This is a genomic window from Microvirga sp. ACRRW (assembly GCF_022346925.1).
Classification (GTDB): Bacteria; Pseudomonadota; Alphaproteobacteria; order Rhizobiales; family Beijerinckiaceae; genus Microvirga.
Genome location: NZ_JAKRNJ010000004.1, coordinates 446,756 through 460,348, shown reverse-complemented (window position 1 = coordinate 460,348; position 13,593 = coordinate 446,756). Strand labels below are relative to the sequence as shown.

The 13,593-nt window shown below is 62.3% G+C and carries 12 protein-coding genes; all 12 read left to right on the top strand.

What is annotated here, in order from left to right; genetic code table 11:
• The first annotated feature begins 3 nt into the window (after nucleotides 1–3).
• The 12 genes from MHY87_RS12310 to lpdA all read left to right on the top strand — a co-directional run bounded on the left by MHY87_RS12310 (nucleotide 4) and on the right by lpdA (nucleotide 13,588).
• Nucleotides 4–786 (top strand): succinate dehydrogenase iron-sulfur subunit, encoded by a 783-nt coding sequence (locus MHY87_RS12310; protein WP_239352110.1) that lies wholly within the window; start codon nucleotides 4–6, stop codon nucleotides 784–786.
• 168 nt (nucleotides 787–954) lie between these two features.
• Nucleotides 955–1,482, top strand: a complete 528-nt coding sequence (locus MHY87_RS12305; protein WP_239352108.1) for a hypothetical protein — start codon at nucleotides 955–957, stop codon at nucleotides 1,480–1,482.
• 84 nt (nucleotides 1,483–1,566) lie between these two features.
• Entirely contained in the window at nucleotides 1,567–2,166 is a 600-nt protein-coding gene (locus MHY87_RS12300) for an AprI/Inh family metalloprotease inhibitor (RefSeq protein ID WP_239352106.1), read from the top strand.
• A 56-nt stretch (nucleotides 2,167–2,222) separates the two neighbouring features.
• A complete protein-coding gene (gene zapE, locus MHY87_RS12295) occupies nucleotides 2,223–3,404 on the top strand; it encodes a cell division protein ZapE (RefSeq protein WP_239352104.1) in 1,182 nt (393 codons plus the stop codon).
• The gene (locus tag MHY87_RS12290; protein ID WP_239352102.1) at nucleotides 3,401–4,030 is read left to right on the top strand and encodes a TetR/AcrR family transcriptional regulator; all 630 of its coding nucleotides are present in this window, start codon (nucleotides 3,401–3,403) and stop codon (nucleotides 4,028–4,030) included. The genes zapE and MHY87_RS12290 overlap by 4 nt, the downstream gene beginning before the upstream one ends.
• Before the next feature lie 229 nt (nucleotides 4,031–4,259).
• Nucleotides 4,260–5,222 (top strand): malate dehydrogenase, encoded by a 963-nt coding sequence (gene mdh, locus MHY87_RS12285; protein ID WP_239352100.1) that lies wholly within the window; start codon nucleotides 4,260–4,262, stop codon nucleotides 5,220–5,222.
• 72 nt (nucleotides 5,223–5,294) lie between these two features.
• Nucleotides 5,295–6,494, top strand: coding sequence for an ADP-forming succinate--CoA ligase subunit beta (gene sucC / locus MHY87_RS12280; RefSeq protein WP_239352098.1), 1,200 nt, complete (start codon nucleotides 5,295–5,297; stop codon nucleotides 6,492–6,494).
• Nucleotides 6,495–6,505: 11 nt separating this feature from the next.
• The gene (gene sucD / locus MHY87_RS12275) at nucleotides 6,506–7,393 is read left to right on the top strand and encodes a succinate--CoA ligase subunit alpha (RefSeq protein WP_239352096.1); all 888 of its coding nucleotides are present in this window, start codon (nucleotides 6,506–6,508) and stop codon (nucleotides 7,391–7,393) included.
• 61 nt (nucleotides 7,394–7,454) lie between these two features.
• Nucleotides 7,455–10,415, top strand: a complete 2,961-nt coding sequence (locus MHY87_RS12270) for a 2-oxoglutarate dehydrogenase E1 component (protein WP_239352094.1) — start codon at nucleotides 7,455–7,457, stop codon at nucleotides 10,413–10,415.
• 63 nt (nucleotides 10,416–10,478) lie between these two features.
• Nucleotides 10,479–11,705, top strand: a complete 1,227-nt coding sequence (gene odhB / locus MHY87_RS12265; protein WP_239352092.1) for a 2-oxoglutarate dehydrogenase complex dihydrolipoyllysine-residue succinyltransferase — start codon at nucleotides 10,479–10,481, stop codon at nucleotides 11,703–11,705.
• Between the two features lie 9 nt (nucleotides 11,706–11,714).
• On the top strand, nucleotides 11,715–12,173 hold the full coding sequence (locus MHY87_RS12260) for a hypothetical protein (protein ID WP_239352090.1): 459 nt from the start codon (nucleotides 11,715–11,717) through the stop codon (nucleotides 12,171–12,173).
• Between the two features lie 14 nt (nucleotides 12,174–12,187).
• Complete coding sequence (gene lpdA, locus MHY87_RS12255) at nucleotides 12,188–13,588, top strand: dihydrolipoyl dehydrogenase (protein ID WP_239352088.1); 1,401 nt, start codon at nucleotides 12,188–12,190, stop codon at nucleotides 13,586–13,588.
• Nucleotides 13,589–13,593: the final 5 nt, after the last annotated feature.

Sequence of the window (13,593 nt, the reverse complement as noted above, 5' to 3'; positions counted from 1 at the left end):
CAGATGGCCCAGTTCACTCTCCCGAAAAACTCCAAGTACACCGAAGGCAAGGCATGGCCGAAGCCGGAAGGTGCCTCGAACGTCCAGGAATTCCGCATCTATCGCTGGAATCCGGATGACGGCGCCAATCCGCGCATCGACACTTATTATGTCGACCGCGACGATTGCGGCCCGATGGTTCTCGACGCGCTGTTGTGGATCAAGAACAATGTCGACTCGACACTGGTCTTCCGCCGCTCGTGTCGCGAAGGCATCTGCGGTTCCTGTGCCATGAACATCATGGGCGGCAACACGCTCGCCTGTACGCTCGGCATCGACGAATGCGGATCGGGCGCGATCAAGATCTATCCGCTGCCGCATATGCCGGTGCTGAAGGATCTGGTGCCGGATCTCACGAGCTTCTTCGCCCAGCACGCCTCGATCCAGCCTTGGCTGCAGACGGAGACGGCGGAGCCGGAGACCGAGTGGCGCCAGACGCCTGAGGAGCGCTCCAAGCTCGACGGCCTCTACGAGTGCATCCTCTGCGCCTGCTGCACCACCTCCTGCCCGAGCTATTGGTGGAACGGCGACCGCTTCTTGGGTCCGGCTGCTCTCCTCCAGGCCTATCGCTGGCTCATCGACAGCCGCGACGAGGCCACCGGCGAGCGCCTCGACAACCTGCATGATCCCTTCCGGCTCTATCGCTGCCACACGATCATGAACTGCGCCAACACCTGCCCGAAGGGCCTGAACCCGGCAAAGGCCATTGCCGAGGTGAAGAAGATGATGGTGGCGCGCGCCGTCTAAGCATTTTAGGCGAAGTGGTTCCCGGTTCGCCGTTCAAAAAATGCGTATTTCAAGAAAAGGGCTGATCTCATCGGGATCGGCCCTCGGACAAAAAGCCTAGCTTAAGGCTATCGTTCCAGTGTAACACTCCGGGCGTGACCTTCTCTGGTTCATTCCCGGAGTTTTTTCATGCCTATTCTTCTGGCCGTACTTGGTGTGCTCGGAGCCGCCGCCTTCTGGTACTACCGCCTTCGCGATGTCGGAAATGCCGCAGGCGAAGTGGTCGATGCCGCCCAGCGCGTGCGCGGAACCTATCGCCGCAAGGCCTTTCGCAAGAAAGCTGAAAGCTCCGCCATCGAGGCCGTGGACGATCCAGCAGCCGCTGCGGTGGCCATGCTGATCGGCCTTGCCCAGGAGCGCGGTGAGCTGAGCATTGCTGCGGAAGAAGCCATCAAGGCCGAGATGCAGCATGTGATGGGGGTGGCGAACATCGCGGAGACCTACACCTTCGCCCAATGGGTCGCGGGCCACGCGGACGACTCTAATACCCTGTCGCTGAAATTCGCCAAGCTCTGGCTGGCGAAGCTCGATGAATCGCAGCGGCAAGACGTCTACGACATGGCCAAGCGCGTGAGCGAAGCCGAGGGTGAGCCCACACTCGGTCAAATCGGCGCGCTCAAGGCTTTGCGAGATCGGCTCGGCTTGACTCGCACCTGATCTCTGCCATTTCAGGGTAGCGCCAAGACGAAGAACAAGAATCGATTCCTTTTCCCTCAAAAGCACCTGCTTCCGATGATCGACATGAAATCCCGTGCATACGCCCTGACCGTCACTCTCTGCGCCGCCCTGGCGCTGAGCGCCTGCTCCTCCACGCGACTGGGCGGATCGTCGGGACGCAGCGTGGCCGCCGCGCCCATGCCCGATCCGGTCGAGGCTGTGCCGTCGGGGCCTGTCGAATCCGCGCCGCTTGCTCCCATCGAAGGTCAGGCGCTGCCGCCTATCGCCGGTGCGCCCGCTCCCCTCGGCCCGGGTCTGACGCCCTCTGCCGGTGGAACGGATCTCGCGGGCCTGCCGCCTGCTCCTCCGCCCGTCACCGCACCAGTTGCTCCGGCCGCCCCCGCCAGCCGCACGGCCGTGGTGGGCAACTGGTCCGTGCGCGATGCTTCCGGAAATTCCTGCCGCATCCAGCTTTCGAGCTCGCCTGCGCTCGATCTCTATCGTGCCTCGGCCTCGGGCTGCTCCAACCAGGATCTGTCGAAGGTGAATGCCTGGGATTTCCGCGACGGCGAGGTCTATCTCTACCAGACCGGCGGTTCGGTGGCGGCGCGCCTGCGCGGCTCCCCGTCGGCGCTTTCCGGTGTGCTCGCCAAGTCCGGCGCACCGCTGTCGCTGTCGCGATAGCAGCCCCGACGACAAGTCATTTGCGCTTGGATGAGTGGAACGGTATCGGTTGATCCGTGACCGATACCTTCCACCCTCCGCAATCCATCACCGCACGCTATGACGCGCTCGTCGCCTCGGGCGCCATCGAGCGCGATCCCGCGCAGGTGAAGCTGCTGCGCCAGTTTGAGGCGCTGGCCGAGCAACTCGGCAACTACCGTCTTGCGCGCAAGCCCAGCGCTCTGGGATGGCTGTTCGGCAAGAAGAATACCGCGCCACTGAGAGGGCTCTACGTCTGGGGTTCGGTCGGGCGTGGCAAGACCATGCTCATGGACCTGTTCTTCGAGGCGCTGCCGGTGAAGCGCAAGCGCCGGGTCCATTTCCATGCCTTCATGGCGAATGTGCACGAACGCATCCACGAGTTCCGGCAGAAGCTGAAGACGGGCGAAGTAAAGGGCGACGATCCGATCGCTCCCGTCGCCGAAGCCCTTGCGCAGGAGGCCTGGGTTCTCTGCTTCGACGAGTTCACCGTCACCGACATTGCCGATGCGATGATCTTAGGGAGATTGTTCACGGCGCTGTTCGCGCATGGGGTCGTGGTGGTCGCCACTTCCAACGTGGAGCCGCAGCATCTTTATGAAGGCGGTCTCAACCGCTCGCTCTTCCTGCCCTTCATCGATCTGCTGCAGGAGCGGATGAGCGTGCTGAAGCTCGAATCCCGCACCGATTTCCGGCTCGAGAAGCTCGCGGGCAGTCCCGTGTTCTATGCGCCCGCCGACGAGCAATCCCACGCGGCGCTCACCCGCGCCTTCAAGAGCCTCACAGGCCGCGAGCAAGGCAAGCCCGTAACGCTCACCGTCAAAGGCCACCCCGTCGAGGTGCCGCAGGCGGCTTCAGGCGTGGCTCGCTTCTCCTTCGAGGATCTGTGCTCCAAGCCTCTCGGGGCGGCCGACTACCTCGCCGTCGCTGACGAGTTCGAGACGGTTATTCTCGAGAACATCCCGAGGATGAACTTCGAGCGCCGCAACGAGGCCAAGCGCTTCATCATGCTGGTGGATGCGTTCTACGACGCGAAGGTGAAGCTCCTCGCCTCGGCGGAGGCCGAGGTTCATGAGCTCTATCAGGCAGACAGTGGCCGCGAGGCCTTCGAGTTCGACCGCACGGTGTCCCGCCTCATCGAGATGCGCTCGGAGGAATATCTTTCCCTGCCACATGGGCGGGAGGAATCCGGCAGCTCCGAAGGACTGGTCGAGACATGAAGCGGGTTCGGGGCCTCCAGCGGGTCGTGGACGCCGACGCCCCGGCCGACAGTCGCCTACTCACGATTGCCGCCGATCAGCTCAAGCATCTCGGCCCCAAGCACGTGACGGTTGTCAGTATCGCCGACGCGGCAGGCATGACGCATGCCAATGTGTATCGTTACTTCGCCTCCAAAGCGGCGCTCATCGATGCGGTGGCGGGCCAGTGGTTGCGGCGCATGGAGGCAATCATCGCGGATGTCGCGGACTCGCCCGACCCGGCGGACGATAAGCTGGAGCGCCTGATCCAGGCCTGGGCCCGCACCCACCGGGAGCTCCTTCGGGAAGACCGGCACCTGTTCGACGTCTATTGCTCCGCCACCGAGACCTCCCGGGCGCTCGTGCGAAAGCATCGGTCCCGGATGCGGGTGCTGATCGAGCGGGTGCTGGACGAGGGCATCGTGACCGGCAAGTTCGACCCCCGCGACCGAGAGCGGGCGCTCGCCTTCATCAGCGATGCGGTCTATCGTTTCATCAATCCGCTCACCGTGCGCCTGGATGCGGACGTGCCTCAGGACATCCTGGACCAGCGCCTGGCGGCCATGATCCGGGTCGTCCTCCGGTCTCTGGAAATTGGTACAGTATAGGCTAAGTTACATTTTTACAAAAATGTAACATGAAATTTCAGTGCATCCTTAACTCCCTAAGTCACTGAAGTCAGGCTCTTATTCAGCTACAGTCAAGTTCATGCCCGTCCCCGCCGGGGTCCAAAGCCTTGCTGGTTAACCTTTTGCTGGCTTGAAGAGGGGCCATTTCTGAGTCAAACAGCGCCACACTTCACAAAGCCACAGCTTTCACAACATCCAAGGACAGACCATGGCCCGGAAAAAGATCGCGCTCATCGGTGCAGGCCAGATCGGCGGTACGCTCGCCCATCTCGTCGGCTTGAAGGAACTCGGCGACGTCGTTCTCTTCGACATCGCGGAAGGCATTCCCCAGGGCAAAGGTCTCGATATCGCGGAATCCGCGCCGGTCGACGGGTTCGACGCCAAGTATAAGGGCGCGAACGATTACGCCGATATCGCAGGCGCCGATGTGATCATCGTGACCGCCGGCGTGCCGCGCAAGCCCGGCATGAGCCGTGACGATCTGATCGGCATCAACCTGAAGGTCATGGAAGCTGTCGGCAATGGCATCAAGCAATATGCCCCGAACGCCTTCGTCATCTGCATCACCAATCCCCTCGACGCCATGGTGTGGGCGCTCCAGAAGTTCTCCGGCCTGAAGCCCGAGAAGATCGTCGGCATGGCCGGCGTTCTCGACTCGGCCCGCTTCCGCCACTTCCTCGCCGAAGAGTTCAACGTGTCGGTCGAGGACGTGACCGCCTTCGTGCTCGGCGGCCATGGCGACGACATGGTGCCGCTGGTTCGCTATTCCACGGTTGCCGGCGTTCCGCTGCCTGACCTCGTGAAGATGGGCTGGACGTCTCAGGAGAAGCTCGACGCTATGGTCGAGCGCACCCGCAAGGGCGGCGGCGAGATCGTCAACCTGCTGAAGACCGGCTCCGCCTTCTACGCGCCTGCCGCTTCCGCCATCGCGATGGCCGAGAGCTACCTGAAGGACAAGAAGCGCGTTCTGCCCTGCGCCGCTTACCTGAACGGTCAGTACGGCGTGAAGGACATGTTCGTCGGCGTGCCGATCGTGATCGGCGAGAACGGCGTCGAGCGCATCGTCGAAGTGTCGTTCTCTGGCGAAGAAAAGGCCATGTTCGAAAAGTCGGTCGCTTCCGTGCAGGGCCTCATCGACGCCTGCAAGCAGATCAACCCGACGCTCGCTTAAATTCAATGACGTTATGGCCGCGTTCATGCGCGGCCATTCATGTCTTTCAACCGCCCAAGCGGAGAGAAACGAATGAATATCCATGAATATCAAGGCAAAGCCGTCCTGAAGGAGTTCGGTCTTCCGGTCTCCAACGGCGTCGCCATCTTCTCCGCCGACGAGGCGGAAGCCGCTGCCAAGAAGCTCGGCGGTCCGCTCTGGGTCGTGAAGTCCCAGATCCATGCGGGCGGTCGCGGCAAAGGCAAGTTCAAGGAAGCCGCTGCCGGCGAAAAGGGCGGCGTGCGTCTCGCCAAGTCGGTGGAAGAGGTGAAGGAGTTCGCCAAGCAGATGCTCGGCAACACCCTCGTCACGATCCAGACGGGCGAAGCCGGCAAGCAGGTCAACCGTCTTTATATCGAAGATGGCTCGGACATCGCGCGCGAGCTTTATCTCTCCATGCTCGTCGACCGCGCCACCGGCCAGGTCGCCTTCGTCGTCTCGACGGAAGGCGGCATGGACATCGAGCAGGTCGCTCACGATACTCCTGAGAAGATCCTCACCTTCTCGGTCGATCCGGCCACCGGCGTGATGCCCCATCACGGCCGCACGGTCGCCAAGGCGCTCGGCCTCACCGGCCCGCTCGCCAAGGAAGCCGAGGATCTGGTCACGAAGCTCTACAAGGCCTTCACCGCGAAGGACATGGAGATGCTCGAGATCAACCCGCTGATCGTCACGCAGGACAACCACCTGAAGTGCCTCGACGCGAAGATCTCCTTCGACGGCAACGCCCTTTACCGTCACCCTGACGTGGTTGAGCTGCGCGACATCACGGAAGAGGACGCCAAGGAAATCGAGGCCTCCAAGTACGACCTCGCCTACATCGCTCTCGACGGCACCATCGGTTGCATGGTCAACGGCGCTGGCCTTGCCATGGCAACCCTCGACATCATCAAGCTCTACGGCGAAGAGCCGGCGAACTTCCTCGATGTCGGCGGCGGCGCTTCGGAAGAGAAGGTGACGGCGGCGTTCAAGATCATCACCGCCGATCCGCAGGTGAAGGGCATCCTCGTCAACATCTTCGGCGGTATCATGAAGTGCGACGTCATCGCGCGCGGCGTTCTCGCTGCCGTGAAGGCCGTCGGCCTGCAGGTTCCGCTGGTGGTGCGCTTAGAGGGCACGAACGTCGAAGAAGGCAAGAAGATCATCCGCGAGTCCGGTCTCAACGTGATCCCCGCCGACGACCTCGACGACGCCGCCCAGAAGATCGTGAACGCCGTGCGCGGCGGAAAGTAAGGTTCGAGCTGATGTCCATTCTGATTGACAAGAACACCAAGGTCATCTGCCAGGGCTTCACCGGCAAGAACGGGACCTTCCACTCCGAGCAGGCCATCGCCTACGGCACCAAGATGGTCGGCGGTACCTCGCCCGGCAAAGGCGGCTCCACGCACCTGAACCTGCCCGTGTTCGACACGGTCATGGAAGCGCGTGAGAAGACCGGCGCCGACGCATCCGTCGTCTATGTTCCGCCGCCGGGCGCTGCTGATGCGATCTGCGAGGCCATTCAGGCCGAGATCCCGCTCATCGTCTGCATCACTGAAGGCATTCCAGTGCAGGACATGGTGCGCGTGAAGCGCTCGCTCGTGGGTTCCAAGTCGCGCCTCATCGGCCCGAACTGCCCCGGTATCGTCACCGCTGGTGAATCGAAGATCGGCATCATGCCGGCCAACATCTTCCGTCCCGGTTCGGTCGGCATCGTGTCGCGCTCCGGCACGCTGACCTATGAAGCCGTGTTCCAGACCACCAACGAAGGCCTCGGCCAGACCACCGCTGTCGGCATCGGCGGCGACCCGGTGAAGGGCACCGAGTTCATCGACATGCTCGACATGTTCCTCTCCGATCCCAAGACCGAGTCGATCATCATGATCGGCGAGATCGGCGGCTCGGCCGAGGAAGAGGCTGCCGAGTTCATCGCCCGCGAAGCCAAGAAGGGCCGCAAGAAGCCGATGGTCGGCTTCATCGCCGGCCGCACGGCTCCTCCCGGACGCCGCATGGGCCATGCCGGCGCGATCATCTCCGGCGGCAAGGGCGGCGCGGAAGACAAGATCGCCGCGATGGAAGCCGCGGGCATCCGCGTCTCCCCGTCCCCGGCACGACTGGGCAAGACCCTGGTCGAGGTTCTCAAGGGTAAGTAACCGAGAAAAAAGGCCGCCCCGGTGTCGGGGCGGCCAAACAGCTTTTGGATAGATATTTGCCATGGCACGCCAAGACGCCAACGAAAACTTCCTGAACACCGCTTTCCTCTATGGGGCGAACGCGTCCTATATCGAGGAGCTCCAGGCCCGCTACGAGAAGGATCCGTCCTCGGTCGATACCGAGTGGCAGGCGTTCTTCGGCGCGTTGAAGGACGACAAGCAGGCTGTCGAGAAGCTTGCCAATGGTCCATCCTGGGAAAAACAGAACTGGCCGATCCACGCCAACGGCGAGCTGATCTCCGCGCTCGACGGCAACTGGGCGCAGGTCGAGAAAGCCGTCGGCGACAAGATCAAGGCGAAGGCCGAAGGCAAGGGCGCCCAGATCAGCCAGGCCGATGTGCAGCAGGCAACGCGCGATTCCGTGCGCGCCATCATGCTCATCCGCGCCTATCGCGTCCGCGGCCATCTCCATGCGAAGCTCGACCCGCTTGGCATCAATCCGCGCCCAAGCGACGAAGAACTGCATCCCTCCCATTACGGCTTCACGGATGCCGATTGGGACCGCAAGATTTTCCTCGACAACGTGCTCGGTCTCGAATTCGGCACGATCCGCGAGATCGTCGCCATTCTCGATCGCACCTATTGCCAGACGCTCGGCGTCGAGTTCATGCACATTTCCGATCCGGTCGAGAAAGCCTGGATCCAGGAGCGCATCGAGGGGCCGGATAAAGAGATCACCTTCACCAACGAAGGCAAGCGCGCCATCCTCAACAAGCTCGTCGAGGCTGAAGGCTTCGAGAAGTTTCTCGATGTCCGCTATACTGGCACCAAGCGCTTCGGTCTGGACGGCGGCGAGTCGCTCATTCCGGCGCTCGAGCAGATCATCAAGCGCAGCGGAAATCTCGGCTGCAAAGAGATCGTGTTCGGCATGGCCCATCGCGGCCGCCTCAACGTTCTCACGCAGGTGATGGGCAAGCCGCACCGCGCGCTGTTCCATGAGTTCAAGGGCGGCTCCTTCGCGCCCGACGACGTGGAAGGCTCCGGCGACGTGAAGTACCATCTCGGCGCTTCTTCCGATCGCACCTTCGACGGCAACAACGTCCACCTGTCGCTCACCGCGAACCCTTCGCACCTCGAGATCGTCGATCCGGTGGTGCTCGGCAAGGTGCGCGCGAAGCAGGACCAGCATGGCTGCTCGGCTGACAACCGCACGGCGGTGATGCCGCTCCTCATCCACGGCGATGCGGCCTTCGCGGGCCAGGGCGTGGTGGCGGAGTGTCTCGGCCTTTCCGGCCTGCGCGGTCACCGCACGGGCGGCTCGATCCACTTCATTATCAACAACCAGATCGGCTTCACCACCGATCCGCGCTTCTCGCGCTCCTCGCCCTATCCGTCCGATGTGGCGAAGATGGTCGAGGCTCCGATCTTCCACGTGAACGGCGACGATCCGGAAGCCGTGGTGTTCGCGGCGAAGGTCGCCACCGAATACCGCCAGCGCTTCCAGAAGCCTGTCGTGATCGACATGTTCTGCTACCGCCGCTTCGGTCACAACGAAGGCGACGAGCCGTCCTTCACCCAGCCGCTGATGTACCGCAAGATCCGTCAGCATCCGGGCATCATCGAGCTCTACTCCAAGAAGCTCTTGGGCGAAGGCGTCATCACCGAGGCTGAACTCGAAGAGATGAAGGCAGCGTGGCGTTCGAAGCTCGACGCCGAGTTCGACATCGCGTCCAACTACAAGCCCAACAAGGCCGACTGGCTCGATGGCCGTTGGTCAGGCCTCAAGGCCGTGCGCGAGGATCAGGACGATCCGCGTCGCGGTCAGACGGGCGTGTCCGTCGAGACGCTCAAGCGCATCGGCGATGCGCTGACGAGCGTGCCGGAAGGCTTCCACGTCCACAAGACGATCCAGCGCTTCCTCGACAACCGCAAGAAGATGATGGAAACGGGCGAAGGCTTCGACTGGGCCATGGCCGAGGCGCTTGCCTTCGGCTCGCTCCTCCTCGAAGGTCATCGCGTACGTCTGTCCGGTCAGGATTGCGAGCGCGGCACCTTCTCGCAGCGCCACTCGGTTCTCACCGATCAGGAGAACGAAGAGCGCTACACGAACCTCAACCACATCTCCGAGGACCAGGCTCGCTACGAGGTCATCAACTCGATGCTCTCGGAAGAGGCGGTGCTCGGCTTCGAGTACGGCTACACGCTCTCCGAGCCTAATGCGCTGACCTTATGGGAAGCGCAGTTCGGCGACTTCGCCAACGGGGCGCAGGTGGTGTTCGACCAGTTCGTCTCCAGCGGCGAGCGCAAGTGGCTTCGCATGTCGGGCCTCGTCTGCCTTCTGCCACACGGCTATGAAGGCCAGGGCCCCGAGCATTCGTCGGCACGCCTTGAGCGCTTCCTGCAGATGTGCGCGGAAGACAACATGCAGGTCGGCTATTGCTCGACGCCTGCCAACTACTTCCACATCCTGCGCCGTCAGCTGAAGCGCGACTTCCGCAAGCCGCTGATCCTGATGACGCCGAAGTCCCTGCTGCGCCACAAGCGCTGCACCTCGACCCTTGCGGACATTTCGGAAGGCACGCATTTCCACCGCGTGCTTCAGGACGATGCGCAGGCAGGCCGCGACGGCATCAAGCTGGTGAAGGACGACAAGATCCGCCGCGTCGTGATCTGCACGGGTAAGGTCTATTACGACCTGCTCGAAGAGCGCGAGAAGCGGGGTATCGACGACGTTTACCTGCTGCGCGTCGAGCAGCTCTATCCTTTCCCGGCGAAGTCGCTGGCCGCAGAGCTCTCACGCTTCAAGAAGGCCGATGTGGTGTGGTGCCAGGAAGAGCCCAAGAACATGGGCTCCTGGATGTTCGTCGAGCCCTATCTCGAATGGGTGCTCAAGACGGCAGGCTCCAAGGTGGATCGCCCGCGCTATGTGGGCCGTCCCGCTTCGGCTGCTACCGCCACTGGCCTCATGTCGAAGCACATGGCCCAACTGCAAGCTTTCCTCGACGAGGCTTTCGCGGCGTAAAACCCGCGAAGGCTCTCCCATCCTCCATTGGGCTCCTCCAAGCTCCGAAAAGACTGAACGAACATGGCAACCGAAATCCGCGTACCCACTCTCGGCGAATCCGTTTCAGAGGCCACCATCGGCCGCTGGTTCAAGAAGCCCGGCGATGCCGTCAAGGCTGACGAGCCCGTGCTCGAACTCGAGACCGACAAGGTCACTCTCGAGGTGAATGCTCCTGCGAGCGGCACGCTCGGCGAAATCATCGCCAAGGACGGCGAGACGGTTGCTCCCGGCGCGGTGCTCGGCTCCATCGTGGAAGGCGGCGCTGCTGCGGCTCCCGCTGCCGCCCCCAAGGCTGAAGCTCCGAAGGCCGCTCCCGCTGCCGCACCGGCTCCTGCAGCCGCCGCTCCCGGCGCCGCGAAGGATCACGGTCCTGCCGTTGCCCGCATCGCCGCCGAGAGCGGTGTAAGCCCGTCGAATGTCGGCGGCACGGGCAAGGATGGCCGCGTGACGAAGGGCGACATGCTCGCTGCCATCGCGACCGGCGGTGCCGCTGCTTCCGCACCTGCCGCTCCGGTTTCGGTGCGCGCACCCTCCGCTCCGGTCGATGCCGAGCGTGAAGAGCGTGTGAAGATGACGAAGCTTCGTCAGACCATCGCCCGCCGCCTGAAGGAAGCTCAGAACACCGCCGCCATGCTCACCACGTTCAATGACGTGGACATGAGCGCGGTGATGTCCTTGCGCAGCCAGTACAAGGACGTGTTCGAGAAGAAGCACGGCACGAAGCTCGGTTTCATGGGCTTCTTCACCAAGGCTGTGGTCCAGGCACTGAAGGACATCCCGGCGGTGAACGCCGAGATCGATGGGCAGGATCTCGTTTACAAGAACTATTACCACATCGGCGTCGCGGTCGGCACCGAGAAGGGCCTCGTGGTTCCCGTGGTGCGCGATGCGGACAACCTTTCGATCGCCGGCATCGAGAAGACCATCGCCGATTTCGGCAAGCGTGCCCGTGACGGCAAGCTCGGCATCGAGGAGATGCAGGGCGGCACCTTCACCATCACCAATGGCGGCATCTACGGCTCGCTCATGTCGACACCGATCCTCAACGCGCCGCAATCGGGCATTCTCGGCATGCACCGTATCGAGGAGCGCCCGGTGGTCCGCAACGGACAGGTCGTCGTGCGCCCGATGATGTATCTCGCGCTCTCCTACGATCACCGCATCGTCGACGGCAAGGAAGCCGTGACCTTCCTTGTGCGCGTCAAGGACGCGCTCGAAGATCCGGCTCGTCTGGTTCTGGATCTCTGATACTCGTCAATGGCACGCCTGAATTCACGACTAGAAGCTGAGGGCGCAGAGTTCCTAGTGCTTGGCCAGTTGCTGATAGAAGGCGTGCCAACATTCAAGACGTATACCCGAAACCCGGACTACGATTTAGTCGCGACCAACCCAGAAAATAACAAATCTGCTCGTATTCAAGTGAAGAGTCGTTGGGCGACTGATTACGATGGTGGCTTCTTAATCAGCCGGTTTGATTTCGACTTTTTGGTCTTTGTCGAGCTTAATCGAGGTTACCGGTACGCAAGAAAAGCTTCCGTAGAGAACGGCAAGAAGTCTCCGTCCTACTACGTTTTTACTCCAGATCTGGCAAAGGCTGCGCTTTATGAGAAATCCTCTTGGGGTAAGGCGTTGCTGAACAGGATCCCAAATGTCGAGCATCACCGCGAAGCTTGGCATTTGATAAAAGAATACCTTGCAGACCCTTTAGAAAATTAGTTGGGGGAATACCCATGTCCTACGATCTCATCGTCATCGGCACCGGCCCCGGCGGCTACGTGGCCGCCATCCGCGCCGCGCAGCTCGGCCTGAAGACCGCCGTCGTTGAAAAGCGCAAGACGCATGGCGGCACCTGCCTCAATGTGGGCTGCATTCCGTCGAAGGCGCTGCTGCACGCCTCGCACATGTTCGAGGATGCACGCGATCACTTCGCCGGTCTCGGCATCGGCGTGTCCGCGCCGAAGCTCGATCTGAAGACCATGCAGGCTTTCAAGCAGGAAGGCGTCGACGGCAACACCAAGGGCGTCGAGTTCCTGCTCAAGAAGAACAAGATCGATGCCTACATCGGCACGGGCCGCATCGCCGCCGCCGGACAGGTGGAAGTGACCGCAGAGGACGGCTCCAAGCAAATGCTTGAGACCAAGAACATCCTCATCGCCACGGGCTCCGACGTCACGCGTCTTCCCGGCATCGAGATCGACGAGAAGGTGGTGGTGTCCTCCACCGGCGCTCTCGAACTCGACAACGTGCCGAAGCGCCTCGTGGTTATCGGCGCGGGCGTGATTGGACTGGAGCTCGGCTCCGTGTGGCGCCGCCTCGGTGCTGAGGTGACCGTGATCGAATATCTCGACCGCATCCTGCCCGGCATGGATGGCGAGGTCGCCAAGAACTTCCAGCGCATCCTTTCCAAGCAGGGCTTCCAGTTCAAGCTCGGCGCGAAGGTCACCGGCGTGAAGAACACCGGCAAAGGCGCGACGCTCACCTTCGAGCCCGCCGCTGGCGGTGCCGCTGAGACGCTTGAGGCCGATGTGGTGCTCGTGGCCGTCGGCCGCGTGCCTTATACACAGGGCCTCGGCCTCGACCATGTGGGCGTGCAGCTCGACAATCGCGGCCGCATTCTCACCGACGCGCATTTCTCGACCAATGTCACCGGCATCTATGCCATCGGCGATGTGATCGCGGGCCCCATGCTCGCGCACAAGGCCGAGGACGAGGGTGTTGCCGTTGCCGAAATCCTCGCCGGCAAGGCGGGCCACGTGAACTACGACGTGATCCCGAGCGTGGTCTACACGTTCCCCGAGGTCGCTTCGGTCGGCAAGACGGAAGAGGAACTGAAGGCCGCAGGCGTCGCCTACAATGTCGGCAAGTTCCCCTTCACGGCCAATGGCCGCGCCAAGGTGAACCGCACTACGGACGGTTTCGTGAAGATCCTGGCCGATGCCGCCACCGACAAGGTGCTGGGCGTTCACATCATCGGTCCGGAAGCTGGCAACCTCATTCACGAGGCGGCGATCACCATGGAATTCGGCGGCTCGTCCGAGGACATGGCCCGCACCTGCCACGCGCATCCGACCCTCGCGGAAGCTGTGAAGGAAGCCGCCTTGGCAGTGGAGAAGCGCGCCATCCATATGTAATATGG

What these genes read in the sequence shown, in the direction of transcription:
- MHY87_RS12260 (WP_239352090.1), top strand. Translation starts at nt 11,715, where the DNA reads ATGGCACGCCTGAATTCACGACTAGAAGCTGAGGGCGCAGAGTTCCTA.
- odhB (WP_239352092.1), top strand. Translation starts at nt 10,479, where the DNA reads ATGGCAACCGAAATCCGCGTACCCACTCTCGGCGAATCCGTTTCAGAG.
- MHY87_RS12310 (WP_239352110.1), top strand. Translation starts at nt 4, where the DNA reads ATGGCCCAGTTCACTCTCCCGAAAAACTCCAAGTACACCGAAGGCAAG.
- MHY87_RS12270 (WP_239352094.1), top strand. Translation starts at nt 7,455, where the DNA reads ATGGCACGCCAAGACGCCAACGAAAACTTCCTGAACACCGCTTTCCTC.
- MHY87_RS12305 (WP_239352108.1), top strand. Translation starts at nt 955, where the DNA reads ATGCCTATTCTTCTGGCCGTACTTGGTGTGCTCGGAGCCGCCGCCTTC.
- mdh (WP_239352100.1), top strand. Translation starts at nt 4,260, where the DNA reads ATGGCCCGGAAAAAGATCGCGCTCATCGGTGCAGGCCAGATCGGCGGT.
- MHY87_RS12300 (WP_239352106.1), top strand. Translation starts at nt 1,567, where the DNA reads ATGAAATCCCGTGCATACGCCCTGACCGTCACTCTCTGCGCCGCCCTG.
- sucD (WP_239352096.1), top strand. Translation starts at nt 6,506, where the DNA reads ATGTCCATTCTGATTGACAAGAACACCAAGGTCATCTGCCAGGGCTTC.
- MHY87_RS12290 (WP_239352102.1), top strand. Translation starts at nt 3,401, where the DNA reads ATGAAGCGGGTTCGGGGCCTCCAGCGGGTCGTGGACGCCGACGCCCCG.
- lpdA (WP_239352088.1), top strand. Translation starts at nt 12,188, where the DNA reads ATGTCCTACGATCTCATCGTCATCGGCACCGGCCCCGGCGGCTACGTG.
- sucC (WP_239352098.1), top strand. Translation starts at nt 5,295, where the DNA reads ATGAATATCCATGAATATCAAGGCAAAGCCGTCCTGAAGGAGTTCGGT.